This window comes from Streptomyces chrestomyceticus JCM 4735 (genome assembly GCF_003865135.1).
GTDB classification, from domain to species: domain Bacteria; phylum Actinomycetota; class Actinomycetes; order Streptomycetales; family Streptomycetaceae; genus Streptomyces; species Streptomyces chrestomyceticus.
On sequence record NZ_BHZC01000001.1, the window covers coordinates 650,539 to 673,176 of the forward strand.

24 protein-coding genes and 1 pseudogene are annotated in these 22,638 nt (G+C 70.9%); 12 read left to right on the forward strand and 13 right to left on the reverse strand.

What is annotated here, in order from left to right; translation table 11 throughout:
- The first annotated feature begins 50 nt into the window (after positions 1-50).
- Both EJG53_RS02750 and EJG53_RS02755 read left to right on the forward strand, forming a co-directional pair.
- A complete protein-coding gene (locus EJG53_RS02750) occupies positions 51-563 on the forward strand; it encodes a nucleoside 2-deoxyribosyltransferase (protein ID WP_125043414.1) in 513 nt (170 codons plus the stop codon).
- A gap of 184 nt (positions 564-747) precedes the next feature.
- A complete protein-coding gene (locus tag EJG53_RS02755) occupies positions 748-1,578 on the forward strand; it encodes a PfkB family carbohydrate kinase (RefSeq protein ID WP_125043415.1) in 831 nt (276 codons plus the stop codon).
- Positions 1,579-1,653: 75 nt separating this feature from the next.
- Here EJG53_RS02755 and EJG53_RS02760 read toward each other — a convergent pair whose 3' ends face one another.
- The 3 genes from EJG53_RS02760 to EJG53_RS02770 form a co-directional block, all read right to left on the reverse strand.
- Positions 1,654-2,187, reverse strand: a complete 534-nt coding sequence (locus tag EJG53_RS02760) for a GNAT family N-acetyltransferase (protein WP_244955577.1) — start codon at positions 2,185-2,187, stop codon at positions 1,654-1,656.
- A gap of 133 nt (positions 2,188-2,320) precedes the next feature.
- Positions 2,321-3,556 (reverse strand): MFS transporter, encoded by a 1,236-nt coding sequence (locus tag EJG53_RS02765; RefSeq protein WP_167515029.1) that lies wholly within the window; start codon positions 3,554-3,556, stop codon positions 2,321-2,323.
- Between the two features lie 59 nt (positions 3,557-3,615).
- Positions 3,616-3,969, reverse strand: coding sequence for a hypothetical protein (locus EJG53_RS02770; RefSeq protein ID WP_125043418.1), 354 nt, complete (start codon positions 3,967-3,969; stop codon positions 3,616-3,618).
- 341 nt (positions 3,970-4,310) lie between these two features.
- On the opposite strand from EJG53_RS02770, the gene EJG53_RS02775 reads away from it, so the two are divergent.
- Positions 4,311-5,240, forward strand: a complete 930-nt coding sequence (locus EJG53_RS02775) for a LysR family transcriptional regulator (RefSeq protein WP_125043419.1) — start codon at positions 4,311-4,313, stop codon at positions 5,238-5,240.
- Between the two features lie 90 nt (positions 5,241-5,330).
- A complete protein-coding gene (locus EJG53_RS02780; protein ID WP_125043420.1) occupies positions 5,331-6,941 on the forward strand; it encodes a DUF885 family protein in 1,611 nt (536 codons plus the stop codon).
- A 123-nt stretch (positions 6,942-7,064) separates the two neighbouring features.
- On the opposite strand, the gene EJG53_RS02785 is transcribed toward EJG53_RS02780, so the two are convergent.
- Positions 7,065-8,597, reverse strand: a complete 1,533-nt coding sequence (locus tag EJG53_RS02785) for a class I adenylate-forming enzyme family protein (RefSeq protein WP_125043421.1) — start codon at positions 8,595-8,597, stop codon at positions 7,065-7,067.
- A gap of 238 nt (positions 8,598-8,835) precedes the next feature.
- On the opposite strand from EJG53_RS02785, the gene EJG53_RS02790 reads away from it, so the two are divergent.
- A complete protein-coding gene (locus EJG53_RS02790) occupies positions 8,836-9,465 on the forward strand; it encodes a hypothetical protein (protein WP_125043422.1) in 630 nt (209 codons plus the stop codon).
- 192 nt (positions 9,466-9,657) lie between these two features.
- Positions 9,658-10,053: an STAS domain-containing protein gene (locus EJG53_RS02795; protein WP_244954945.1), complete on the forward strand. Its 396-nt coding sequence runs from the start codon at positions 9,658-9,660 to the stop codon at positions 10,051-10,053.
- A 275-nt stretch (positions 10,054-10,328) separates the two neighbouring features.
- On the opposite strand, the gene EJG53_RS42090 is transcribed toward EJG53_RS02795, so the two are convergent.
- The gene (locus EJG53_RS42090) at positions 10,329-10,538 is read right to left on the reverse strand and encodes an LPXTG cell wall anchor domain-containing protein (RefSeq protein WP_167514990.1); all 210 of its coding nucleotides are present in this window, start codon (positions 10,536-10,538) and stop codon (positions 10,329-10,331) included.
- Positions 10,539-11,155: 617 nt separating this feature from the next.
- A pseudogene (locus EJG53_RS43785) lies at positions 11,156-11,761 on the reverse strand (chaplin); the annotation flags it as partial.
- Positions 11,762-11,999: 238 nt separating this feature from the next.
- Between EJG53_RS43785 and EJG53_RS02810 the strand changes: the two are divergent.
- Positions 12,000-12,461, forward strand: coding sequence for a lamin tail domain-containing protein (locus EJG53_RS02810; RefSeq protein WP_125043424.1), 462 nt, complete (start codon positions 12,000-12,002; stop codon positions 12,459-12,461).
- Between the two features lie 112 nt (positions 12,462-12,573).
- On the opposite strand, the gene EJG53_RS02815 is transcribed toward EJG53_RS02810, so the two are convergent.
- The 4 genes from EJG53_RS02815 to EJG53_RS02830 all read right to left on the reverse strand — a co-directional run bounded on the left by EJG53_RS02815 (position 12,574) and on the right by EJG53_RS02830 (position 15,314).
- A complete protein-coding gene (locus EJG53_RS02815; protein WP_125043425.1) occupies positions 12,574-13,299 on the reverse strand; it encodes a GAF domain-containing protein in 726 nt (241 codons plus the stop codon).
- Positions 13,300-13,588: 289 nt separating this feature from the next.
- Positions 13,589-13,855, reverse strand: a complete 267-nt coding sequence (locus EJG53_RS02820) for a hypothetical protein (RefSeq protein WP_125043426.1) — start codon at positions 13,853-13,855, stop codon at positions 13,589-13,591.
- A 180-nt stretch (positions 13,856-14,035) separates the two neighbouring features.
- Complete coding sequence (locus tag EJG53_RS02825; RefSeq protein WP_244954946.1) at positions 14,036-14,821, reverse strand: GNAT family N-acetyltransferase; 786 nt, start codon at positions 14,819-14,821, stop codon at positions 14,036-14,038.
- A 256-nt stretch (positions 14,822-15,077) separates the two neighbouring features.
- Complete coding sequence (locus EJG53_RS02830) at positions 15,078-15,314, reverse strand: hypothetical protein (RefSeq protein ID WP_125043428.1); 237 nt, start codon at positions 15,312-15,314, stop codon at positions 15,078-15,080.
- A 70-nt stretch (positions 15,315-15,384) separates the two neighbouring features.
- Between EJG53_RS02830 and EJG53_RS02835 the strand changes: the two genes are divergently transcribed.
- On the forward strand, positions 15,385-16,047 hold the full coding sequence (locus EJG53_RS02835) for a TetR/AcrR family transcriptional regulator (RefSeq protein WP_125043429.1): 663 nt from the start codon (positions 15,385-15,387) through the stop codon (positions 16,045-16,047).
- Between the two features lie 95 nt (positions 16,048-16,142).
- Here EJG53_RS02835 and EJG53_RS02840 read toward each other — a convergent pair whose 3' ends face one another.
- Complete coding sequence (locus tag EJG53_RS02840; RefSeq protein ID WP_125043430.1) at positions 16,143-16,760, reverse strand: TOPRIM nucleotidyl transferase/hydrolase domain-containing protein; 618 nt, start codon at positions 16,758-16,760, stop codon at positions 16,143-16,145.
- Between the two features lie 92 nt (positions 16,761-16,852).
- Entirely contained in the window at positions 16,853-17,389 is a 537-nt protein-coding gene (locus EJG53_RS02845) for a TetR/AcrR family transcriptional regulator (protein WP_125043431.1), read from the reverse strand.
- A 221-nt stretch (positions 17,390-17,610) separates the two neighbouring features.
- On the opposite strand from EJG53_RS02845, the gene EJG53_RS02850 reads away from it, so the two are divergent.
- The 4 genes from EJG53_RS02850 to EJG53_RS02865 all read left to right on the forward strand — a co-directional run bounded on the left by EJG53_RS02850 (position 17,611) and on the right by EJG53_RS02865 (position 21,101).
- The gene (locus EJG53_RS02850) at positions 17,611-18,831 is read left to right on the forward strand and encodes a cytochrome P450 (RefSeq protein WP_125043432.1); all 1,221 of its coding nucleotides are present in this window, start codon (positions 17,611-17,613) and stop codon (positions 18,829-18,831) included.
- A gap of 34 nt (positions 18,832-18,865) precedes the next feature.
- Positions 18,866-19,057, forward strand: coding sequence for a ferredoxin (locus EJG53_RS02855; RefSeq protein ID WP_125043433.1), 192 nt, complete (start codon positions 18,866-18,868; stop codon positions 19,055-19,057).
- Positions 19,058-19,362: 305 nt separating this feature from the next.
- On the forward strand, positions 19,363-20,445 hold the full coding sequence (locus tag EJG53_RS02860; protein ID WP_125043434.1) for a hypothetical protein: 1,083 nt from the start codon (positions 19,363-19,365) through the stop codon (positions 20,443-20,445).
- Between the two features lie 65 nt (positions 20,446-20,510).
- The gene (locus EJG53_RS02865) at positions 20,511-21,101 is read left to right on the forward strand and encodes a hypothetical protein (protein WP_125043435.1); all 591 of its coding nucleotides are present in this window, start codon (positions 20,511-20,513) and stop codon (positions 21,099-21,101) included.
- A gap of 66 nt (positions 21,102-21,167) precedes the next feature.
- Here the strand turns inward: EJG53_RS02865 and EJG53_RS02870 are convergent, their stop codons facing one another.
- Positions 21,168-22,415, reverse strand: a complete 1,248-nt coding sequence (locus tag EJG53_RS02870) for a sensor histidine kinase (RefSeq protein WP_125043436.1) — start codon at positions 22,413-22,415, stop codon at positions 21,168-21,170.
- Between the last annotated feature and the right edge of the window lie 223 nt (positions 22,416-22,638).

The window sequence follows — 22,638 nt, forward strand, 5'->3', positions numbered from 1 at the left end:
CCGCGCCGGAGGATTCGGCCCGGTGAGTTGAACTCCCGATGGAGGACGGCATGACATCCGACAGCACCGCTACGCGCCCCACCGCCCTGCGCGAGGTATTCGTGGGCGGCCCCTTCCTTCAGCTCGTCGACCCCAAGACCGGATTGATGTCCGAATCCGACCGGCTGAAGTTCCACCGGCTCATCGAGCACTTCGAACAGCGCGGTGCCACGGTGTACAACGCGCACCGACGCGAGGCGTGGGGCGCGGAATTCCTCACGGCGGCCGAGGCCACCAAACGGGACTACCTGGAGATCAGCCGCTCCGACCTGTTCATCGCCTTCCCCGGAGTTCCGGCGTCGGCCGGTACCCACGTGGAGATCGGCTGGGCTAGCGCGCTGCGGAAACCGATGGTCCTGATGCTGGAGAAGGAACAGAAGCACACCTTCCTCGTCACCGGTCTGGAGAATCAGGCGAACGTGGAATTCATCTGGTTCGCCGACCCGACGGAGATCTACGCGCATCTGGACACGGCGGTCGACCGCGTTCTCGCGCGCAGCGGCGAACGGACCACCATCGGCTGACCTGCCGGCCGGTCCGGCGTACGGGCCGAGACGGAAGGCAAGCCGGACGGAACACCGCGTCCGGTCCCCGGCTCGGTCACGCACCGGTGGCACCACTGCCCTCGACGCACTGGCACAGAGACCACCGCGAACCACCTCAGGCCACCTCGGACCACCGCACCGATCGCTCCGGAAGGGGGCACCGATGACAGCCGGCGTTCCGGTCTGTCTGACCATCGGTTCCAGCGACTCCAGCGGAGGCGCGGGAATCCAGGGAGACATCAAGGCATTTGCCTCGGTGGGCTGTTACGCGGCCACCGTCCTCGTCGGGATCACGGCGCAGAACACCAGCGGGGTGACCGGCCGCTGGCCCGTGCCCGTGGAGGCGGTGACGGCTCAGTTGCGCACCGTACGTGACGACCTGCCGATCGCCGCGGTCAAGGTGGGGACGACCTGGAGCCCCGAACTCCTCGCGGCCCTCGCCCCCGAACTGGCCGGGTTCGCGGCCCATGGGGTGCCCGTGGTCGTGGACCCGGTCATGGTGACGGCCGCCGGTTCCTGGCTCTCGGCGGACACGGACGTCACCAAGGCCGTGATCCGCGACCTGTTCCCGTCCTCGGTGGTGATCACACCCAACCGCAGGGAGGCCGGTCTGCTGGCGGGCGGGGACGGTTCCCGCCGGGAGCTCGCCGAGACGATCGCGGGGCTGGGGGCGCCGACGGTGGTCATCACACCGGGGCCGGGCGAGAGCGGGGACTGGTTCTTCGACGGCGAACGGCACGCGCACCTGCCCAGCGAACGGCACGACAACGCGGCCGAACACGGCGTGGGATGCGCGCACTCCGCCCTGACCGCCGGCCTGCTCGCCCACGGCCGGCCGCTGGACCAGGCCGTACGGGAGGCCGGCGCACGGGCCGCCGCGGGCGTCCGCGCCGGGCTCGGTCACCTCGGCACGCGGGTACATCCGGTCGATGTCCTCGGTCTCGTGCACCGCGTACCGCCGGTGGAGGGGGAGGCCGACGGGCGGTGGACGTGAGCACGCGCATGCTGGTGGGCCGGCGCGGAGCAACACAAGCTCGCCTCTGCACGAACACTTCTGAGGGCGCGTCAGCTACTCGTAAGAAACCAGTCCATCCTTCTCGCGCCACTCATCTTCGAGGATGCTGAACATGTCAGAGTCTCGCCAGCCGTCCCGGATCAGCGCGGTGTGACGATGACGTCCCTCCCACGTCATGCCGAGCTTGCGGAGCACCTGTGCCGATCCGAGGTTGCGCGGGTCACAAGTGGCATAGACGCGGTGGAGCCCAAGATTCGTGAACCCTCGCTCAAGCAGTTGCCGCCCGATCGCCGTTCCGACGCCTCGTCCCCAGACCCGAGGATGCACGGCATACGTGATCTCGCCCTGACGTTGCCCCCGGCTCCGGACGTGGAGCTCACCTACGCCGAGTACGTCGCCCTCGACACGCGCCGCATACACGAACCGCTGCTGAGGTGAGCGTGCCCAGGCATCGACCGCAGTCGCCACGAACGTGCGCGTTTGCTCCTCCGTGTTCGGCCCCCAAGCCTGGAAGCGGCAGACCTGGGCGAGGGAAGCCCAGGAGTGGACGGCTCGCCAGTCTGCGAGTTCGATCCTGCTCAAGGTCACCAGAGAGCGAACCACAAGCTGATCTTGCCAGACGCGTTCGCGTCGATCCACCGATACTGACGCGCCAGGCAGCCCAAGTACGCCCGGCTGTGCCAGAACCCCGGCGGTCCCCGACGGCACCGGCCGGGACGGCTCAGCACTTCCCGGCGGCCGGGGACGGCTCCTGTGCCGGAGCGTCCAGGGCCGGCGTGTTCAGGATGCGGAGCAGGGGGATCAGGGTGAGTGCGGTGAGCACGGCAGCCAGGGCGAACACCGGGCGTGGGCCGGTCAGTTCGGCGAGCCCGGCGGCCAGCGCGGCGCCCAGCGGCATACCGCCCCAGCCGAGGCACCGGATGGCGCCGCTGATCCGGCCCAACTGGCCCTGCGGGGTGAGGCGTTGGCGCAGTGAGATGACCTCCACGTTCCACAGTCCGCTGCCCACCCCTCCGAGGAACGTGGCGAAGGCGATCACCACGACGTCGGCGCTGACGGCAGGGGCGCCCAGCATGACGACGCCGGCCACCACGTCCGTGACCAGGATCCAGCGGACACCCAGCGTGCGGGCCAGGCGCGGGGCCAACGCGGCGCCGAGCACGGCGCCGGCGCCGAGAGTCGTCAGCAGCAGTCCGTAGCCGAACGGGGACAGGCCGACCGGACCCTGGACGGTGTACACGACCAGTACGGCGAGCCAGGCGCTCCAGCAGCCCGCCATGACCGTGCTCATGAGTGTCAGCGTGCGCAACGGCCGGTTGCGCCAGAGGATTCTCAAGCCCGCGGTGAGCAGGTGCCGCCTGCGCCCGTCGAGCCCGTCAGGTGACGCGTCCTGGACCACCGGCCGGTACTTCCCGTGCAGCATCAGCATGGCGCAGGCCGCGGCGGCATAGAGTCCGCCGGCGCCGCCGACCGCCCACGCCGGGCCGACGGCGACCAGCAGCCCGCCCAGCGGCAGCCCCACGAACTCGTTCAGTACCGACTCCGTACCCCGGATCCAGGAGTTGGCCCACTCCAGCCGGTGGCGTGGCACCACCGAGGGGACGAGTGCGGTCGTGGCGATGTCGGCGACGGCCTCGCCGACCGCCAGACAGCATGCGACCAGGTAGAGGGCGTAGAGAACGAACAGGGCGGTGGCGTGGAGCAGGAGGGCGGCCAGAAGGACGGCCAGCGCCGCCGCGCGGAACAGGTCGAAGAAGATGATCAGTTGGCGCCGGTCCATGCTGTCGACGAGCAGACCGACCGCCAGCGGCGCCACCGCCCAGGGCAGCGTGTGCGCCAGCTTCGCCCCCGCGACCAGGCCCGAGGACGCCGTCAGTTGTACGGCGAGCAACGGGATCAGGGCCAGCACCAGACCGTCGCCGAGGTTCGCCGCCGCCGTCGCGGCCCACAGGCGCACGAAGACCCGACCGCCCCCGCGATGGCCGGGACGGCCGGATCGGCGCTGTTCCGCTGATGTCAGCACAGAAGGGCGAACGTGGCACGCATGAAGGTGTCTTCACCGTGGGCGCGGATGGTGTGGGCGAACGCCGCCCGGGCGTTGGCCGGCGCCGGCACCGTGGTGGGCGAGACCATGGGGAACCTGGCCAGCAGGCCGCGTACCTGCTCGCCGACGCAGTTGATTCCCTTGTTCTTCAGGATGGTGTCGCCGATCGCTCCGCCGGCGCCGTCGAGAGACCCGCCGCTCCAGGCGGAAATCGCGTACTTCTTGCCTTCCACCTGCTCGAAGAATCGGAGCTGGGCGCGGCCTTCGCTTTCGGTGAGGAGGACGAAGATGCGACGCTCGGCGAGCTCCATGTTGAGCGCGTCCACCTTGCGCAGGATGGATTCCGGGTCACCGTACAAGTCGTGGACTTCCGGAGTCCAGGAGTACTGCCTACAGGGCACCGCCATATCTGCGGCACCCCGCTCGGATGATTTTCGGGGTGTGACACTCATGGAACATCCCCTTCCGCTGCTTCCGTTGACTGCCCAGCAGGACAGCCGTCTTCAGATTTCCGGATCCGGCGAAAAAGCACAATTGCAGGTTTCGCATGGCTGCTATACCCTCCCGGCATGCGTGACCTTCATCGTTTACGCGCACTCGCCGAGATCGCGGAATCCGGCGCAAGAGCATAATTGCGGGTTCCGGATGGCTGCTATACCTTCCGGGCATGCGCGACCTTCATCGTCTGCGGGTGCTCGTCGAGATAGCCGACCGGGGGTCGATGTCGGCCGCGGCCAGGGCGCTGTCCTTCAGCCAGCCGGCCGTCTCGCGGCAGATCGAGGCGCTGGAGCACGAGGTGGGCGCGCAGCTCGTACAGCGGCTGGGCCGTGGCGTGCGGCTGACCGACGCGGGCGCGCTGCTGGCCGACCGGGCCCGCGACATCCTGTCCCAGGTCGTCGCCGTCCAGCAGGATCTGCGGGCGATGAGCGGGCTGCGTGGCGGGCGGCTGCGGGTGGGCGGCTTCGCCGGCGTCAACGCGTATCTGCTGCCGCAGTCGCTGGCCCGCTTCGCCGAACGGTATCCGCAGGTGCGGCTCTCGCTGTCCGGCTGGACCACCCGCCACCACGCCGCGGACCTGCGGGCCGGGCTGATCGACATCGCGCTGGTCACCGACTGGGACCTCACCGGTGAACAGGCCTGCGGACTGGACGTCCTGCCACTGCTGGAGGACGAGTTGTACATCGCCGTCGCCCGTGACCGCCGGGCCGGCCGTGGCGGGTTCTCCCGGGGTGAACTGCACGACCTGGCCGAGGAATCGTGGATCGAGGGCGCCCATCCGGACTGCCTCGGCCCGCAGCCGGAATTCGAGAGGGCGCTGGGGTTCGCTCCGCATATCCATTTCCAGGTCGGGGACTGGAGCACCGTCAGCCGGCTGGTGGAAATGTCGGCCGGTGTCACACTTGTGCCGGGGTTGCTCGCGGTCCGCAGCAGTGGAAAAATCGCCCTGCATTCCCTGGCGGGAAGATTTCCGCCACGGCGTGTGTACATTGCACTTCCGGAGGGACGGCACGCGCCCGCGGCGGAACCCATGATCGAAATTCTGCTGGAAGTGGCCCGCAGGGAGGGTGCACTGCTCGCCGGTACGGCCATTCATTGAACGTCCGTGATCGCCCGTGAACGTCCGCGATCGTCGACGGGCGTCGGTCACGAGACATCTGAGAGGGATATCCGAAAGGAATATGCGGCCATGGACGCTCGGTTGCGCGCGGTGTGTGATCTGATGGTCGAGCTGGTACGTGAACAAGCCGGCCTGCACGAATACGACGGCCACGTACAGGACCTCTCCCCGGACGGCATCCGCTCCGGCCTCGCCGCGCTCGGCGGCCCCGCCCCCGGCCCCCGCGAACCGCCCTCCTCCCTCGCCCCGCCCGACTCTCCCGAACCACTTGACCATCCCGGATCGCCCGACGCTCATGACGCCGCACACCTCCACATCTTCGAGGCGGGCCTGCGCACGGTCTACGGCGACCTGGAGATGCACCGCCGCAACCCGCTCCCGCACCTGCTCAACCTCGACGTCTGCTGTTACGACCGGGAGTACGCACCGGCCGCCGACCGGGACCGCGCCAAGCGTGCCCACCTCGCCAACTGGCCCGACGCGATCGACGCGTCCGTCCGCGCACTCGACCAGGTCGACGCCCCCACGGCCCGCGCCGTGCTCGACACGGCCGACAGCCTCACCGCCGTCATCCCGCCCGAACTGGCCGGCACCGACATCGCCGTACGCGCCCGCAGCGCACACGGGCGGCTGATGGCCTGCCTGAAACACGCGGCCGACCACGGCGACCCGCGCTCCGCCCTCGGCGAGCGGGACCTCGCCCTGCTCATGGGCGCCCCCGAAGGGATCGAGGTCAGCCTGCCCCGGCTGGCCGACCGTGCCGACCAGGAGGCGGAACGGCTGCGCGCACTGCTGCGCGAGGCATGCCACCGGCTGGCTCCCGGCCGCCGCCCGCACGACCTCGTACGCGATCTCGTACGGGAACACCCGCCGGCCGACGCCGTACTGGACCGGGCGCGGGCCGTCACCGACGAACTGATGGCCTTCACCCGCGGCCGGTCGCTCCTCCCGCACCTCGACGGCGAGGTGCTCGTCGGCCCCACACCACCGTCACGCCAGGACACCTGGGCCATGATGAGCTTCGCCGCCCCCGAGGAGCCCGACGCTGCCTCCTGGTACCACATCACCTTGCCGGGACCCGAGTGGAAGGACGAGGACGCCGCCGAGTGGCTGGCCGTCTTCAGCCCGGCCATGCTTCCCGCCGTCACGGCACACGAGGTGGTCCCCGGGCACTTCACGCACGCCCGCAGCCTGCGCAGGGCCGGCAGTCCTGTCCGGCGGATCCTGCAGTCCCTCACCTTCATGGAGGGCTGGGCCCATTACGGAGAAGAGCTGATGGTGGAGGAGGGCTTCCGGGCGGCCGACCCCCGCTTCACCATCGGCGTCTGCATGGAAGCACTGATCAGGGTGACCCGGCTCGCCTGCGCGATCGGTGTACACACCGGAGCCATGGACGTACCGGAAGCCGCCCGGCGCTTCGAGGCGGACACCTATCTGTCGGGCCGGGCCGCCCGCGCGGAGGCCGAGCGGGCCACCTTCGATCCCACCTACGGTCGCTACACCTGGGGCAAGCTGGCCCTGCGCGACCTACGGGACGAAGCCCGGCGACGCTGGGGCGACGCCTACTCCCCCCTGCGCTTCCACAGCGCTGTCCTCGCCCTGGGCTCCCCACCACTGGGCCTGCTGCCGAACGCCCTCGCCCAGGGGCTGCCGGAACGCTCCAGCCGTCTGCTTGGGTGAACCAGCCGTTCCGTTGCAGCCGTCCCCCTCACGATCTGCTGGTCCACGTCATTCGGCGGGCCCACGGGGCCACCGATGGCCCTGCCTGTCCGCCTCGGAGTCCGCGAAGCACCTGACGCAACGTCAGCAGCCGTCCGGAGCCGCCCTGTTCTTGAGCGCCTGCCTGTCGATCTTGCCGTTACGGGTCACGGGAAGGCGCGGGACGATGTCGACGGACTCCGGAACCATGCCGTCCTGGCCCAGCGCGGCCAGTACGTGGGCGCCCAGGGCGGCGGGGTCGACGGCGGCGCCCTGATGCGGGGCGACGGTCGCGTGCACCCGCTCGCCGTCGCCGCCGTCCGGGACGCCGAAGACCGCCGCCGCGCGGACGGCCGGGTGGCTCAGCAACGCCTCCTCCACGACCCGTGGATAGATGCGCAGCCCCGAAGCGCGCATGATCACTTCGCTCTTCCTGGCCTTCAGGAAAAGGGTGCCGGACGCGTCCAGACTGCCGATGTCCCCGGTACGCAGCCAGCCGTCCCGGATCACCTCCGACGTGGTCTCGGGGTGGCCGAGGTAGCCCGCCATCACACTCGGGCCACGGACCCACACCTCCCCCGCCCGGCCCGCCGGCAGCCGCCGTCCGTCCTCGTCGCGTACCTCGACGCTCATACCGGGGACCGGGCGGCCGGCCCCGGCCAGGCTCTGCGGGCGGTCGGCGTGGTGTTCGCCGGGCTGGAGCAAGGTCACCACGCCCGCTTCGGTCAGACCGTAGATGTGCTGCAGCACCGGACCGAGACAGTCGAGGGCCTGTTGTTGACGGCGCAGCGGGGTGGGCGCGGCGCCGTAGCCGAGGCAGCGCAAGGAGGAATGATCGGTGACGGTGAGCGCCGGGTGGTCCAGGAGCTGGTACATCAGGGGCGAGGTCAGCACCAGCGCGTTGATGCGCTCCGCGGCGACCGTCTCCAGCACCGCGCCGGCGTCGAATCCGTCGTGGAGCACCAAGGTGCCTCCCGACAGGAGGGTGGGCAGCGCGAAGTGCCCGCTGATGTGGCTCATGGGCGTGCACACCAGCCGCCGTTCACCGGGCACGGCCAGCCCGTGGTTGCCCACGAGCCCGGCCAGGGCGTCGTACAGGCCGTGCGTGTGCACGACCGCTTTGGGCAGGCCCGTCGTGCCGCCCGTGCAGAGCAAGGTCCGTACGCGGTCGGCGGGCACCGCGGGCGGGCCTGGTTCGGCCGGTCGCGCGGCGGCCTCCGCCGCCAGGTCTCGGCAGGACGGTGCCGGGCCCAGGGACAGCAGTTCCCCGATGCCTGCCGCCGCGGCCAAGGCCCTGGCGGACTCGGCATGACCGGGGGCGAAGACCAGTGTTCCCGGGCGGCCGTGCCGCAGCAGTTCCTCCCGTTCGGCGTTGGTCGCGCCGGGTGCCAGCAGGGCCAGTTGGTGTCCGAGGAGATGGGTGGCGAGTTGGACGGCGACTACCTCCGGGCGGTTGTCCGCGAGGACGGCGACGCCGCTTTGCGCGCCGGGCGAGGAACGCAGGACGGCCGCGATGCCACGGACGGTCCGCGCCAGTTGTCCGTACGTCCACCGCCGGTCACCGTGGACCAGCGCCTCACGGCGCACCCACGGGCCGTCAGCGGCTCGCATCAATCCCGCGGCGTAGTGCGCGTCCATAGCGTCCTCCGTCAACGTCGCTGTTGGTGTTGGAGTGATATTGGTGTCGGTGTCTGCCCGGGATTTACTGTCCCGCATCACGCCGGAGTCCGGCCTCTGGAAGAACGGCGTGTACGGGGGACGGCCGCGACAGCGAACGGCAGCAGAGCGCGGGAGGGCGCTTCGGCGCGGCGCCCGGTACGGCTCCCGTACGTCCGTGGCGTCAATGGCCTACCTGCCCTCCAGTAGGTTCGACCTCATGTCGATGCTGTCCTTCCCGCTCACTCCCGCCTACCTCGACCACCTGCTGGAACTCGCTGACGTCCCGTGGTGCTGCGATGCCTTCGACGCGGCCTTCCAGCGCCGCGGCTGGGCCCGCCCGGCCACCGGCGGTGAACCCGCCGTCGGATGGCTGGACCACTGGCCGCTCGGAGACCCGGACCCGCTGTCCTGGCACATACTGCTGGGCGAATACCCGGGCTGCTCGAAAACCGACGACCGGAGCGTCGCGTGCGACGAACCGGAATGCCACGAGGACTCCTTCCTCGCTTTTCCGCTGGCCTACGCGGCGATCGGGCTCACCGATTCCATGACCGAGGAGCCGGTCGACCCGCGGGAATTGTGGGGCGACCCGCTGCCCTCCGACGGCGTGTACAAGGCGCATGCCACGCGGGAGGAATTCCTCGCCTGCTACGACCGTGCCGCGCACCTGCTCCAGGCCCGGCTGGGCACACCGCTTGCCACGCCGCCGGCCGTGCAGTCGGACCCTCCGGAGCGGCAGATTTCCTGGGCCCGCGGGAAGAGACTGGTCAGCCTGTTCCTCGTCGACAACGTGTACAACTACAGCCAGGACGACTGGATAGGTGTCGACATCCGGCCGCTCAGCTAAGTTTCCCGTAGGGGACGGGGCGGGCCGGTGCCGGTTCGCCTGGTGGGCGTAGGAAAAGTCGTGCCGGTGGGTCGGAGTGGTGTCGGCGGGTGCGGGTATGCCAAAGGCACGGTAAGCGCGTTGGGCCGTCAGGGGCCGCGCGCTCCTGGGGTTCGAGGCGTCCAACTCTGTGTACGGAAGGCCGCCGCCCTGTTGACCCGACCCGCTCTTTACCACCTGCTCCTCCTGCCCGACGGCTCCTGGGACACGGTGGAGTGCCTGGCCGCCATGATCCGCCGCCGGGCCACGGTGCCCACCGTGATCGTCGATGTGTCGGCGGTCCAGCGGCTGACCATCGATGCGCTGGCCATCCTGGTCCGCAAGGCCATGCGGCTGCACACGGTCGGCGGTGCGCTGCTGCTGGCCGGCCCGCCTCCCGCCGTACGCAAGCTCATCCAGCGCACCGCGACCGGCTCGCTGCTGCCCGTCTTCGCGGGCACGGCCGCCGCCGTCCGGGCGCTGGCCCAGGACGGCCGTACCTGGCACCGGACCGAGCTGGCATCCGGACGGGGCACGCTCTTCCCCGACCCGTCGGTGGGGCACACCTGAGAAGACCCGGTGCCGGTCGTGTGAAGGGTGCGACGGGGCGCGTTGCCCGCCGCGCCGCACGGTCGTTGCCCCGGTGTGGAGGTCATCGTTGGGGCGGGCGTTGCGGACGCTACGGGTACGGCGGACGCTACGGGGGTTACGGGTGGGGAGGCAGCCGCTGGGAAAGGCGCGGGCGGGCTGTCGGCGTCCTCGCCCTGGCGGTTCCCGGACGGGGCCGGGAACCGCCGTAGCGGCTGGTGGAGGAGGCGCGTCAGGACGTCAGACGCGCCGGGACGTCACGCGCGCGAGGCACGGCCGCGGCGGAAGAGCACCACACCGCCGAGCAGGAGCGCCGCGCCCGTGGCGGCCGTGGCACCGGCTTGACTGCTTCCCGTGTGCGCGAGTGCCGGCCGCTGGGCGTCCTGCACGCTGTGGTCGACCTGCCACCCCTTGCCTCCGGCGGGTGCGGCCGCGGACGACGGCTGGTGGTGGTGTGCCACGGGCACGGGCCGGGAGTCCACCGCGCCGGCGACCTCGGCCGGAGGCCGCTGACCGGGCAGTCGGGGGTCGGAGGGCGGCCGGTGACCGCCCGGCCCCGGGGTGCCGGGAGTCTCGTGCGCGGGAGGCCGGTGGCCCGGGGGCTGGTGGCCAGGGGGCTGGTGTCCGGGCGGCTGGTGGCTGCCGGGCGGCTGGTGACCGGGGGCTTGTGGCCCGGAGGCTTGTGGCCCGGAGGCTTGTGCCCGGGAGGCTGGTGGCTGCCGGGCGGCTGGTGACCCGGAGGCTTGTGCCCGGGAGGCTGGTGGCTGCCGGGCGGCTGGTGACCCGGAGGCTTGTGCCCGGGAGGCTGGTGGCTGCCGGGCGGCTGGTGACCCGGAGGCTTGTGACCGGGAGGCTGGTGACCTGGGGGCTTGTGCCCGGGAGGCTGATGGCCCGGAGGCTTGTGGCTGCCGGGCGGATGGTGCCCCGGAGGCTTGTGGCTGCCGGGCGGATGGTGCCCCGGAGGCTTGTGTCCAGGCGGCTTGTGCCCCGGAGGCTTGTGACCGGGGGGCTTGTGACCGGGAGGCTGGTGCCCCGGCGGCTTGTGGCCGGATGACGGGTGGTGTCCGCCGGGGTTGGCGCAGGTGTTGCCGAACGCGGGGTTGAGCAGGCCGATGACGTCGACGGTGTTGCCGCAGAGGTTCACCGGCACGTGCACGGGCGCTTGGAGCACGCCGCCCGCGATCACGCCCGGAGACCCGGCGGAGGCCCCTTGCGCACCGGCGTCGGCGTGGGCGGCACTCGCCCCCACGCCGGTGAGCATCCCGGTCGCCGTCGCGGCGACCAGCACGCTTCGTTTCAGGATGTGTTGCACGTGTGGCCCTTCATCTTTCCGAAGGTGACGAACCGGGCGCCCGCCGTTGACCGGACACCCGCATCCCGAAAGGGATACCGCCCAGCACCCGGGACCGGGCAGCGCCGCCCGGAGGGCGAACACCCGGTCACTCCCGCTCCGTTGGTCAACCGCGACGGAGACGGGCAGCGGTGCTGAGCGCGTCGTATCCGACCAAACGAGTGATCCGCCCGAAGGAAACGCACGACTTTTCCCGCACCCGTTCACCGAAACGGTTCTCCGGCCTGCCGCGGCTCCCGTACGAACCCTCCTCCGCGTGGACATGCGTTCGTCTCGGCTCGCGACGCCCCTGCACGCCCGTACGGAACACCACCCCCATCGGCACCTGGAGCACCACATCCGCAGGTCAGCGGCGTATGCGCGGCAGTGCGCCGGGGGCGCGCGAGGGCCGGTCACGCGCCGAGGCGTACACCACGGGTACGGCGCGGGTGTGCGAATGTCCGTGTTGTGTAAAGGACGGTCGCCTCTTCGGCCACGGGCCGCCGAGCGGGCGCACAGTGATGTCCGCCCGGCAGCAGTCCGGGCATCGAGTCACACCGGTCCCGCTGGGTGCGGGGCCGCCCGCAGGAGGTTCGTCATGTTCCGTTCCGCCCGTACGGCCGCCGTCGCTCTCGGCTCGGCCGCCCTGGTCGCCACCGCAGCGCTGCCCGCCGCCGCCACCGACGCGCGCACACTGCCGGCCAAGCACCGTTCCCCCGTCGTGATCGGCGCCGTGCAGGCCGACAGCCCCGGCCGCGACGACGGCTCCAACCGGTCCCTGAACGCCGAGTGGGTCACCGTCAAGAACACCGGGCGCCGCGCGGTCGACCTCGACGGCTGGACCCTGACCAGCGAGCGCACCCACCAGACCTACCACTTCCGCCACCTGCGCCTCGGCGGCCACCAAGAGGTACGGGTCCACACCGGCAAGGGCCACGACACCTGGCGCGACGTCCACCAGGGCCGCCGCGACTACGTCTGGCACAACCACCGCGACACCGCCACCCTGTACGACGGCCACCGCCACCTGATCGACATCAAACGCTGGGGCCGCCGCTGACCACCACCCCGGGGCCGCCGGCCGGCGGCCCCGGACGCCCAGGTGCGCCGCGGCCATGGGGAGGGCCGCGGCGCACCACCCTGTCTACGGCCGTGTCTCAGAACGCCCGACGCTACGCCTCTTCGTGTGGTCCCTCGCGGTAGCGCCTCAACACTTCGCGCGCGAGGGCCGGAAGGGGGCGGCCGGTGGTGAAGGCGCTCGCGCGCAGGCGTGCCAGGGCTTCGCTGACCGAGATGCTCAGGAGGCCGGCCAGTGCGCCGGCAGCGCGGTACGTAGTACCCCAGTGATCGTCGATGAGCCGGGCCGGGCGCCAGGGCAAGGGGGCGTCCCTGGCGAAATAGGGCAGGCACCGGTCGGCCAGGACGGCGGCCGTCTCCTCCAGCACCTGCATGGTGTCGTCGAGCGTGGGGTCGTCCAGGCGCAGGGGCTGGTACCGCAGGCAGTCGGCCGTGGCGAGGGTGCGCGGTCCGAGGTTGAGGGGGAAAGCGAATACGGCAGCGGCGTGTTCGAGTTCCTCGTGCAGTCGGGGAGCGAAGAACGGATACGGCATGGGGTGTGCCCGGACGTCCGGATAGAGCACCGGGCGGCCAGTGGCCGCCGCCTCCGGGCCAGGGCCTTCTCCCGTCTCGTACTGCACTTCCTCCAGGCGCAGCGCGGCCGGCCCGGTTGCCGCGAGCAGTTGGCGATCGGCCGGGGTGGTGGCCAGACACAAGGACACATCGTCCACCGGCAGGCCGTGGCGGATCGCCGCGCACAGCCGTTGCGGGAGGCGGGCGTCATCGCGTTCACGGGCCGCCGCGCGCACCAGGCGCGCCGCCCTGCTGCCGAACGGTGTCACGGTCTCCCTCCGGGAAGCGTCGGTTCCTGTTCCCCGGGTGCCCGTCTCTCCTGGAGGCGAACCGGTCACGTCGCCCGGAATTCAGGGCGGCACGAGACTCGACAGCGTGGTCACGTGCCGCACAGCGACCGGTGAAAGCGGCATCACCGGCAGGGGAAACGTCGATAACCCACCCAGGATTTGTGGGCGACCAGAAATTTCCCAGGCGGACACCACTACTGACGGCCGAAAGGGCAAAGGAAAGCCGGGCGGCACGAGGCCGCCCGGCGAAAGGCCCGGAAAGAACGGGCTACGGAGTGGTGAAAAGCCACCACGAGGTCGTACCGTTCTGCGCGCAGAAGAACGACTGCCACTGACCGGCCTGCTGGCCCTGGTTTCCGGCGACCCAGCAGACTTCGTAGCTCGCGTACGGACCGTAGACCGCCGCCGGAGCTGCGGACACGGCCCGGGCGGCGGCATCGGAGACCTGCGGAGCCGCCGTCGCGGCCGACGGCAGCGCGAAAGCCGCGGAGGTCAGTACGACCACGGATACACCGCGCAGCATTTTCCTGAACATGAGCTTCCCCCTCATCGTCATCCGTGACAGGGGCGACCCTAGGCCCGTCGCGGACAGCCGCACGATCACCCACACGGGTAACCTCCTCCGGGCGGGCGGTTTTACGGAGCGCATGAATGCAGCCCGGCGCACCACCGCTCCTCGCGCCCCGCGTACACGCCGGTGGACCCGACATTCCGCTCAGGGAGCGATCGCGTATTCGGTGAATGAACCGCAGGTGCCGAATCCCAACCCCCGATAGACGGGCTCGCCGTCCGCCGACGCTTGCAGGACGGCGGTCCGGTACCCCTCGTCGCGGGCGGCGTGGAGCGTTGCGCACGTGACGGCGCCTCCGTAGCCGCGTCGGCGGTGCGTGGCGAGGGTCGCGATGTTGTAGATCCCTGCCACGCCGGCGTGCAGGAAGACCTCCGCCGAGCAGACCGGCCGGCCCTCCAGGTAGCCGACCAGGTACCGGGCCGGACTGTCGGCGGCGAGCGCCCACCGCGCGGTTTCGGCGTAGAACTGCCGGACGGTGGCGGCCGGCGGGTCCCACAGCGAGGACCTGCCGCTGCCGGACGGACCCACCACCACCGTCAGCCGGTGCGCGAGCGCACAGTCCACCACGGTGGCCACCAGGGCTTCCCGGCCGAAGAACCGTTCCTCGTCCGCCACCTCGAAGCGGGCCGGCCCCCGGTACGGCGGCTCGGCCCCCTCCTCCTGCTCCGGTGGTACGGGCACGGCCGCCACCTCGCGCGCGGCCCGGCGCCGGCGCTCCACCCACTCCACCCTTTCCCCGCCACAGGCCCGTACGTACGCCAGCACCGTGGACAACGAGGCGAGCTGCTCGCCGGAAGCGGCCCGCGACAGCGTCGGAGCTGAGCACTCGACCCGCTGCGCCATCACCCGGTACGTGATCCCGCCGACCGCCCTGCGCAGTGTGCGCAGCTCGTGGGCGAAGTGCTGCACGGGGCCGGCGGTCGGGTCCAAGGGAAGCTCCCGGCGTCCCATCCGTACCTGCCCCTTTCCTCGCGATCACGTCCCGCCCACCCCAGCCCCGCCCGTTCACCCACAGAAGACGCCTGTCAGCCAACTGCGGTGCGTGGGGGGTGTTGCGGGTTTTGATTCAGCGCAGGTGAGGGGCCTGCGTATCAATACGGGGCCACGAGAGGTTGGGGCACGACGATCGGCGGGCCGGCACGCGGTGCGGCACAACCACCGGGGGCATGACGCGGGCGTGGGCCGGTCATGGCCGGCCGTCCCGCCCTCGCGATCCCGGCTCCCCACCCTTACCGCCCTCGAACCGCCGGGCAGCGGCGCGCAGTCCGGCCTTCACCGCGGGGTCCGCACAGCGGCGTACCGCGTCGAGCCGCCCCCTGCGCCGGAGGGCCAGGGCGATGGCGAAGACCAGTGCCGCCAGCACCAGGAGGCCGCCGATGATCAGGCCGAACCTGATGAGCACGAGATTGAGGTACGTCTCCACTGAGCATTCTCCCTCGTTGTGTCACGCCTGTGATAAATCCGTTGTATCACAGGCGTGATAGAAAGGCCGTATGCCCCGACACGTAGATCCGGAGGCGCGTCGTCGCCTCGTCGTCGACGCGTTGTTCCGTGTCGTCGTCCGCGAAGGTCTGCAGCGCACCTCGCTGCGTGCCGTCGCCGACGAGGCGCGGCTCAACATCGGTTCGCTGCGGCACTACTTCGACAGCCAGCAGGATCTGATGCGCTTCGCCATGCAGTCGATGCTCGACCGGGTGGAACGACGCCTGCTCGAACACGTCGAGCAGATCGGAGACCTGGAGCGGCACCCCCGCCCCGAACAGCTCCGGCTCGCCGCCGGGTTCCTGGCCGAGCTCCTGCCGCTCGACGAGCGCCGCCGCGCCGAGGTCACCGTCTTCCTGGACTTCAACACCGCGGCCCGTACCGACCCGGCCTTCGAGGACCTGTCGCGCCGGACCGCCGAAGGCACGAACAGCCTGGTGCGCCGGGTGCTCACGCGGCTCGCCGCGGCAGGCACGCTGCGGCCCGGTCTCGACATCGGCATCGAGACCGAGCGGCTGACGGCGCTCCTGGACGGCCTCGGCCTCAGAGCGGTGCTGCACCCCGCGAGTCTGTCCCCGCGGACCTGCGTCGATGTGCTGGACGCGCATCTCCGCGACCTGTCGCTGCCGGTTACGGAGGCGGCCCCGGACTCGGACTCGGCTCGGACCGCGTAGCGACGTACGCCAGGCCAGGTACGCGGTGCGGGGCGCCTGAGCGCACTGTCATGCGCGGTGGCGCTCGGGCCTCGGCCGTGGCTCCGCCCCGCTGTTCACAGGCTCAGGAGAAGGCCGTCCAGCGGGGCCGGTACCTGTTCGGGGCCGAGGGCCTCTACGAGGAGGCGGCCGTAGCGGATCTTGCGGCCCTTCTTCGTGCCGAGGAAGCGCCGCAACTGCTGGTGCCGGGGCCGGCCGTGCTGTGCGGGCTGACGCAGGAAGGTCTGCCAGGCCCGCAGGTCGCCCTCGGCCCGTACGATCTCCTCGGTCCTCGCCGTGCCCAGCGTCCGGATCAGCTCGTCCTCCAGGTCCGTCACGCACACGAAGAAGCCCGCGTACGGAACCCCTGCCCCCGCCAGACCGCGCTCGTAGAACCGCTGTTCGCCCTCGTCGCACAGGCCGGCCAGGCGCAGGCCGAGGCCGGGCGGACCGAGGAGTCCGGCGTAGCGGCCGACGCACATCGCCCCGCCCATCGGCAGGACGCACACCCCTTCGGCGGCGAGGTCCCGGCCGCGCCGTGCGGCCAGCGCCTCAACGGCCGCGTGGTCGCTCGGCCCTTCCAGCAGCACCACAGTCCGCACCCCCAGGTGCACGGCCAGATCGCTCGCGGGCCCGCCCGGGCCGCCGCCGGCCCAACCGCTGACCGCGTCCCGGAACGCGCACATGTCCGCCATGGAGCGAGTCTCCGCCTCCGCCGATGGCGCGGCACGACATTTTCTACGGGCCTGCGGTCACCGCTCCTCGCGAGGACGGCCGGAGCGCGGCGTCAGCCTCGGGCCGGGGCCAGGACCAGCGGCAGGTAGACATCGTCGACGATCTCGATGATGGTCTCGTCCTCCACGGGGGCCCCGAAGAGCAGGAACTCGTTGCGGAGCAGGTCGGTGGCGACAGTGGCCCGCCGTGAGGCCGGCACCCACTCCTCGACCTCGCCGCGCTCGACGGCCCGCTGCAGGATGGTCCGGACCGCCACCGGGCCGGTGGTGTGGATGCGTTCACGGATCAGCCGGGCGAACTCGGGGTCACGCGTCAGGTCCACCAGCAGACCGCGCATGATGCCGCCGATCGGGCTGTCCATCTTGGCGGACACCTGCCGCAGCAGGGCGAGCAGGTCGCTGCGTAGTGTGCCGGTGTCGGGCAGTTCGACGTCGGACAGGCCGCGTGCCTGCCAGGCGTCCAGGGCCAGTTCGGCGCGTCCGGTCCACCGGCGGTAGAGGGCGGCCTTGCTCGTACGGGCGCGGGCGGCGACCCGTTCCATGGTCAGCGCGGCGTAGCCCACCTCGGCCAGTTCGTCGAACGCCGCCATCAGGATGGCGTGTTCCAGTTCCTCGCCGCGGCGCCGCGGCCCTTTGCGGTGGTCGGCGGCCGGCGGGGCGGGCCGGTCGTCGGCGTTCGAAGACAGCGTGACTCCTTGGAGTGGGCAAAGGATGCCGAGAGGACGTTGCGTTCTCTAAGGGAGCACTCTAGCCTCCGAGTTAGAGAACTGACCGTTCTTTAAAGAGGCTGTCAGCACCTTCAAGGGGACCGATGACCGAGACCTCAGCACCTCTCCGTACGACCGACGCCCCCGCCTTCCCCAGCAACCGCACCTGCCCGTACCAATTACCCGCCTCCTACGCCCGGCTGCGCGACGAGCCGGACGCGCTGCGGGCGGTGACCCTCTACGACGGCCGGCAAGCCTGGGTGGTGACCAAGCACGAGACCGCCCGCAAGCTGCTCGCCGACCCCCGGCTGTCCTCCGACCGTACCCACCCGACCTTCCCGCTCACCTCCCCGCGTCTTGAGGCGCTGCGCGACCGCCGGCCCGCCTTCATCGGCATGGACCCGCCCGAGCACGGCAAGCGGCGCCGGATGACGATCAGCGAGTTCACCGTCAAGCGCATCAAGGGGATGCGCCCGGACGTCGAACGCATCGTGCACGGGTTCCTCGACGAGATGCTCGCGGCGGGGCCGCCCGCCGACCTGGTCAGCCAGTTCGCGCTGCCGGTGCCGTCGATGGTGATCTGCCGGCTGCTGGGTGTCCCCTACGCCGATCACGACTTCTTCCAGGACGCCAGCAGGCGCCTGGTGCAGTCCACGGACGCGGCGGACGCGGCCGGTGCGCGCGACGACCTGGAGCGGTACCTGGACGAACTGATCACCGGCCTGGCGGCGGAGCCCGGACCCGGCCTGCTCAGCGCGCTGGTCCACCGGCAGCTCGCGGAGGGTACGACCGACCGCGAAGAGCTGATCTCCAACGCCATGCTCCTGCTCATCGCCGGGCACGAGACCACCGCGTCGATGACCTCCCTCAGCGTCATCACCCTGCTCGACCACCCCGACCAGTTGGCCGCTCTGCGTGCCGATCCGGCGCTCGTCCCCGGCGCCGTCGAAGAGCTGCTGCGCTATCTCGCCATCGCCGACATCGCGGGCGGCCGGGTCGCCACCGCCGACATCGAGATCGACGGGCAGCTTATCCGGGCCGGTGAGGGCGTGATCGTCACCAACTCCATCGCCAACCGCGACGCGGACGTCTTCCGCGATCCCGACACCTTCGACATCCACCGCTCGGCCCGGCACCACCTCGCCTTCGGCTACGGCGTCCACCAGTGCCTCGGCCAGAACCTGGCCCGGCTCGAACTGGAGATCATCCTGACCGCGCTGTTCGAGCGCATCCCCACCCTGCGGCTGGCCACCCCGGTCGAGCGCCTGGAACTGCGCCCCGGCACCACCATCCAGGGCGTCAACGAACTTCCCGTCACCTGGTGACCCGTACAGAGGAGATGGAGAAGAGGTGGAACCGATGAAGGTGACCGCCGACCGAGCGGTCTGCGTCGGCGCCGGAATGTGCGCACTGACCGCGCCCGGCGTGTTCGACCAGGACGAGGACGGCATCGTCACCGTACTCACCCCGGAGCCCGGCGACGACAGCCGGGACGCCGCCCTCGAAGCCGGGATGCTGTGTCCGTCCGGTGCCCTGCGGGTGGAGGAATGACGGAGGAATAGCAGCGGGACAGCAGCGAAGCCGGAGTCCGTCCGGCTTCGGTCGAGTTCGCCGATCACTTGCCACGGCCGCCGGTAGGGGGCCCGGGAAGTGGTCGGCGTTTCCGCGTGTGACGGTGTGCCGGCCGCGATTACGTACGTAACCGTCGAACCCCCGGGCTTCGCCTACGCAACATTCGCCTACCTCTTCACTTCCGCGCGTCGAGTACACAACCGTTCCTCCGCACCGGCCGTCAGGCTAGGTGTACAGATGCTCGTGCCACCTGAGTGGCAATGGGGATTCGAGAGGTGTGCTGGATGAAGATACGCCGTGCCCTGACGGCCGCTGCGGCGGCCGCCGTACTAGCACCCGTCGCCGTCATGGCCGCGCCCGCCGCGTTCGCGGCGGAGCCGGCGCCGGGGGCCGGTGTCCGTACCCCCGCCTCCGCCGGCTCCACGGAAGCCGAGAACCCGGACAAGGCCGGCCCGGCCGACGAGGGCGAGCACAAGGACAAGGACACCAAGCCCGCCGACAAGACCGGCAAGGGCACCGAAGCCGGCAAGGACGGCAAGGTCCCCGGTACCGGCCCTGCCGCCGGTGCGGGCAAGGCCCCCAAGGGCAGTGAAGGCACAAAGGGCTCCGAAGGCGCCAAGGGCAGCGAGAACACCGAGGACCAGGACCAGACCTGCGCGTTCGCGTCCGACCAGCTCCGGGTGGCGGTCGACAAGGTTCCCGCCCAGTTGGTCGCGGGCGGCGCCTGGACGCGGTTCACCATGACGCTCGACAACACCACCGGCAAGGCCATGGAGCAGGTGCAGCCGTTCCTGCACGTGTCCTCCTCGGAGGACGTCGACCGGCCGTGGCTGGAGCTGGAGACCGAGTACCGCGACAGCAAGACGGGTACCTGGAAGACCTTCCAGGAAGCGGACACGCGGGAGCTGTTCGGCTCCTTCGCGATCGGCGCGCACAAGAGCGTCACGCTGGAGCTGCGTACCCGTGTGGTGAAGAACGCCAAGCCCGGCTCCGGGTTCATGCTCGCCTCGGGCGACTACCGCAACCGCGACGGTTCCTGCGGCTCGGCCAAGGAATCCTTCACCGACTTCAAAATCCTGCCCGCCGGCAGCAAGCCCACGCAGCCCCCGGCCACGAAGCCGGGCCAGTCCGGCAAGCCGGGCGGCGACGCGGCCCGGACCGGACAGAGCGGCACGCACGGCGGTGCCGGTTCCGACGGCGGCGCCGGGCCGCAGGGCGGTCGGCTCGCCGAGACCGGCTCCGCCACCGCACTGCCGACCGTCGCGCTCGCCGGCGGTGCCGCGATGGCCGTCGGCGCGGGAGCCGTGTTCGGCTCGCGGCGGCGCCGGGGCGCGGCCGCCCAGGGCGGCACGGACGCCTCCGCGTGAGCGGCGGGACCGCGCCCCTCACGATCCGCGAACGCACGAAGAAGAAGTACGAGAAAGAGGTTCCCATGAAGATACGCCGTGCCCTTTCGGCCTCGGCGGCGACGGCCGTCCTGCTCCCGGTGGCGCTGGCCGCGGCGCCCGTCGCGCAGGCGGCTCCCGCCGAGGAGATGCCGCCCTGCCACGAGATCGGCGGGCACCACAACCAGGCGTTCGTGGGCCGGTCCTTCGGCGTACCCCAGTCGATCACTCTCGGCACCAAGTGGAACACCTTCAACGCCACCCTCACCAACACCTCGAAGAAGGAGATGAAGTCCTTCAGCCTCAGCGCCAAGGTGAGCAATCACGTCTACAACCCGGGCGAGCGCTACCTGAGCCCCTACGCCGACCTGCAGTACTGGGACCCGGCGCAGAAGGCGTGGAAGACGCTGCGGGAGGGCGAGGTCGCCTCGGGCGCCGTCCCGGGACCCAAGACGCTCAAGCCGCGTGAATCCGTCCACGTGCAACTGCGGTTCCGGGTCCGGGAGGGGCTGCCCCTGGGCGATCAGGCGTACGACGCGTACGCCTACCTGACCGGCACCTTCGTCGACCGCTACAACGGCATGGACTGCACGGTGAGCGATGTCGCCGGGGACACCTTCTTCATCCGGCAGAAGTAGGTCACCGGCCCGTGCACGGCCCGACGGCCCGTACCCGACCGGTCTTCCGGCCGGGTACGGGCCGTCTCACAGCGGCAGCACGACGCGGACGGTCAGTCCGCCGCCCTCGCGGGGTGTCGCCGTGGTGGTGCCGTCGTGGGCGCGTACCGCCGAGCGCACGATGGTGAGGCCGAGGCCGGCGCCCTTGTCGCTGCCGGTGCGTTCCGTGCGCAGGCGCCGGAACGGCTCGAAGAGGTTCTCCACCTCGTAGGCCGGGACGGCCGGGCCGGTGTTGGAGACCACCAGCACCGCACAGCCCTGCTGCGGCTCGGTCGTCACCTCCACCCACCCGTCCTGGGGCACGTTGTAGCGCACCGCGTTCTGTACGAGGTTGAGCGCGATGCGCTCCAGCAGGACGCCGTTGCCCTGGACGAACGCCTGCCGGCGCACGCCGCGCATCTCCACGCCCTTGGCCTGCGCCTCGGTACGGGCCTGGTCGACGGCCTGCGAGGCCACCTCGGCCAGATCCACCGGCTTCTTGTCCACGATCTTGTTCTCGCTGCGCGCCAGCAGCAGCAATCCCTCCACCAACTGCTCACTGCGCTCATTGGTGGCCAGCAGCGTCTTGCCGAGCTGCGCCAGCTCCGGCGAGGCCCCCGGATCGGCGAGCTGCACCTCCAGCAGCGTCCGGTTGATCGCCAGCGGCGTGCGCAGCTCGTGCGAGGCGTTGGCGACGAAGCGGCGCTGCGACTCGAAGGCCCGGTCCAGCCGGTCCAGCATCTCGTCGAAGGTGTCGGCCAGCTCCTTGAGCTCGTCGTCCGGACCGCCCAGCTCGATCCGGCGGTGCAGGTCCGAACCTGCCACCCGCTGCGCGGTACGGGTGATCCGCCCCAACGGCGACAGCACCCGCCCCGCCATCGCGTACCCGAAGGCGAACGCGACGACCGTCAGCCCCAGCAACGCCAGCAGGGAACGGTTGAGGAAGGTCTGGAGCACCGAGGCGCGCTGCTCGCGGAGGCAGTTGCTGATGGCCGCGTTGATGTCGTCGACCGTGGCGACCGCAGGAAGGTCCCGGCAGTTCACGTTGCCCAGGCTGATGTCCGAACCGAAGACCTGGAACTCCGGGGTGCCTTCCTTGAGGGTGTTCGCCGCGAACATGTAGATGATGGCGAGCAGCACGACGCCGGCCATCAGGAACATGCCGCCGTACAGCAGCGTGAGCCGTATCCGGATGGTCGGCCGGAACCACCGCACCGGCCGGAGCGCGGGCTCCGGGCCGGCGGGAGGCTTCGGAGGCAGGGCCACCGGCGGGTGCGGCTCGGCGGGGACAGGCACGGCGGTCAGCCCCGGCAGTCCCGCAGAACGGACAAGGCAACCGATATGGGGACAGGGACGGGAAACGAGCCCACTGCTGATCCTTCCTCAGGTGTTGCGCAGTACGGCAGTAAACGGCAGTACGGCAGTACGCGGCGGTGCAAAGCCTGCCCATCCTGCACGGAAGTGCGGTAAATCGGCTGTAAGCATGGCCCGGCGCCGCTCGCGCGGACGAGGAGGACGC

Bases quoted from the DNA above. Each gene is read 5' to 3' on its own strand.
- EJG53_RS02845 (WP_125043431.1), bottom strand. From the start codon at position 17,389: ATGGCGGCGTTCGACGAACTGGCCGAGGTGGGCTACGCCGCGCTGACC.
- EJG53_RS02855 (WP_125043433.1), top strand. From the start codon at position 18,866: ATGAAGGTGACCGCCGACCGAGCGGTCTGCGTCGGCGCCGGAATGTGC.
- EJG53_RS02780 (WP_125043420.1), top strand. From the start codon at position 5,331: ATGGACGCTCGGTTGCGCGCGGTGTGTGATCTGATGGTCGAGCTGGTA.
- EJG53_RS02860 (WP_125043434.1), top strand. From the start codon at position 19,363: ATGAAGATACGCCGTGCCCTGACGGCCGCTGCGGCGGCCGCCGTACTA.
- EJG53_RS02820 (WP_125043426.1), bottom strand. From the start codon at position 13,855: ATGTTCAGGAAAATGCTGCGCGGTGTATCCGTGGTCGTACTGACCTCC.
- EJG53_RS02810 (WP_125043424.1), top strand. From the start codon at position 12,000: ATGTTCCGTTCCGCCCGTACGGCCGCCGTCGCTCTCGGCTCGGCCGCC.
- EJG53_RS02790 (WP_125043422.1), top strand. From the start codon at position 8,836: ATGTCGATGCTGTCCTTCCCGCTCACTCCCGCCTACCTCGACCACCTG.
- EJG53_RS02850 (WP_125043432.1), top strand. From the start codon at position 17,611: ATGACCGAGACCTCAGCACCTCTCCGTACGACCGACGCCCCCGCCTTC.
- EJG53_RS02750 (WP_125043414.1), top strand. From the start codon at position 51: ATGACATCCGACAGCACCGCTACGCGCCCCACCGCCCTGCGCGAGGTA.
- EJG53_RS02835 (WP_125043429.1), top strand. From the start codon at position 15,385: ATGCCCCGACACGTAGATCCGGAGGCGCGTCGTCGCCTCGTCGTCGAC.
- EJG53_RS02755 (WP_125043415.1), top strand. From the start codon at position 748: ATGACAGCCGGCGTTCCGGTCTGTCTGACCATCGGTTCCAGCGACTCC.
- EJG53_RS02840 (WP_125043430.1), bottom strand. From the start codon at position 16,760: ATGGCGGACATGTGCGCGTTCCGGGACGCGGTCAGCGGTTGGGCCGGC.
- EJG53_RS02775 (WP_125043419.1), top strand. From the start codon at position 4,311: ATGCGCGACCTTCATCGTCTGCGGGTGCTCGTCGAGATAGCCGACCGG.
- EJG53_RS02785 (WP_125043421.1), bottom strand. From the start codon at position 8,597: ATGGACGCGCACTACGCCGCGGGATTGATGCGAGCCGCTGACGGCCCG.
- EJG53_RS02865 (WP_125043435.1), top strand. From the start codon at position 20,511: ATGAAGATACGCCGTGCCCTTTCGGCCTCGGCGGCGACGGCCGTCCTG.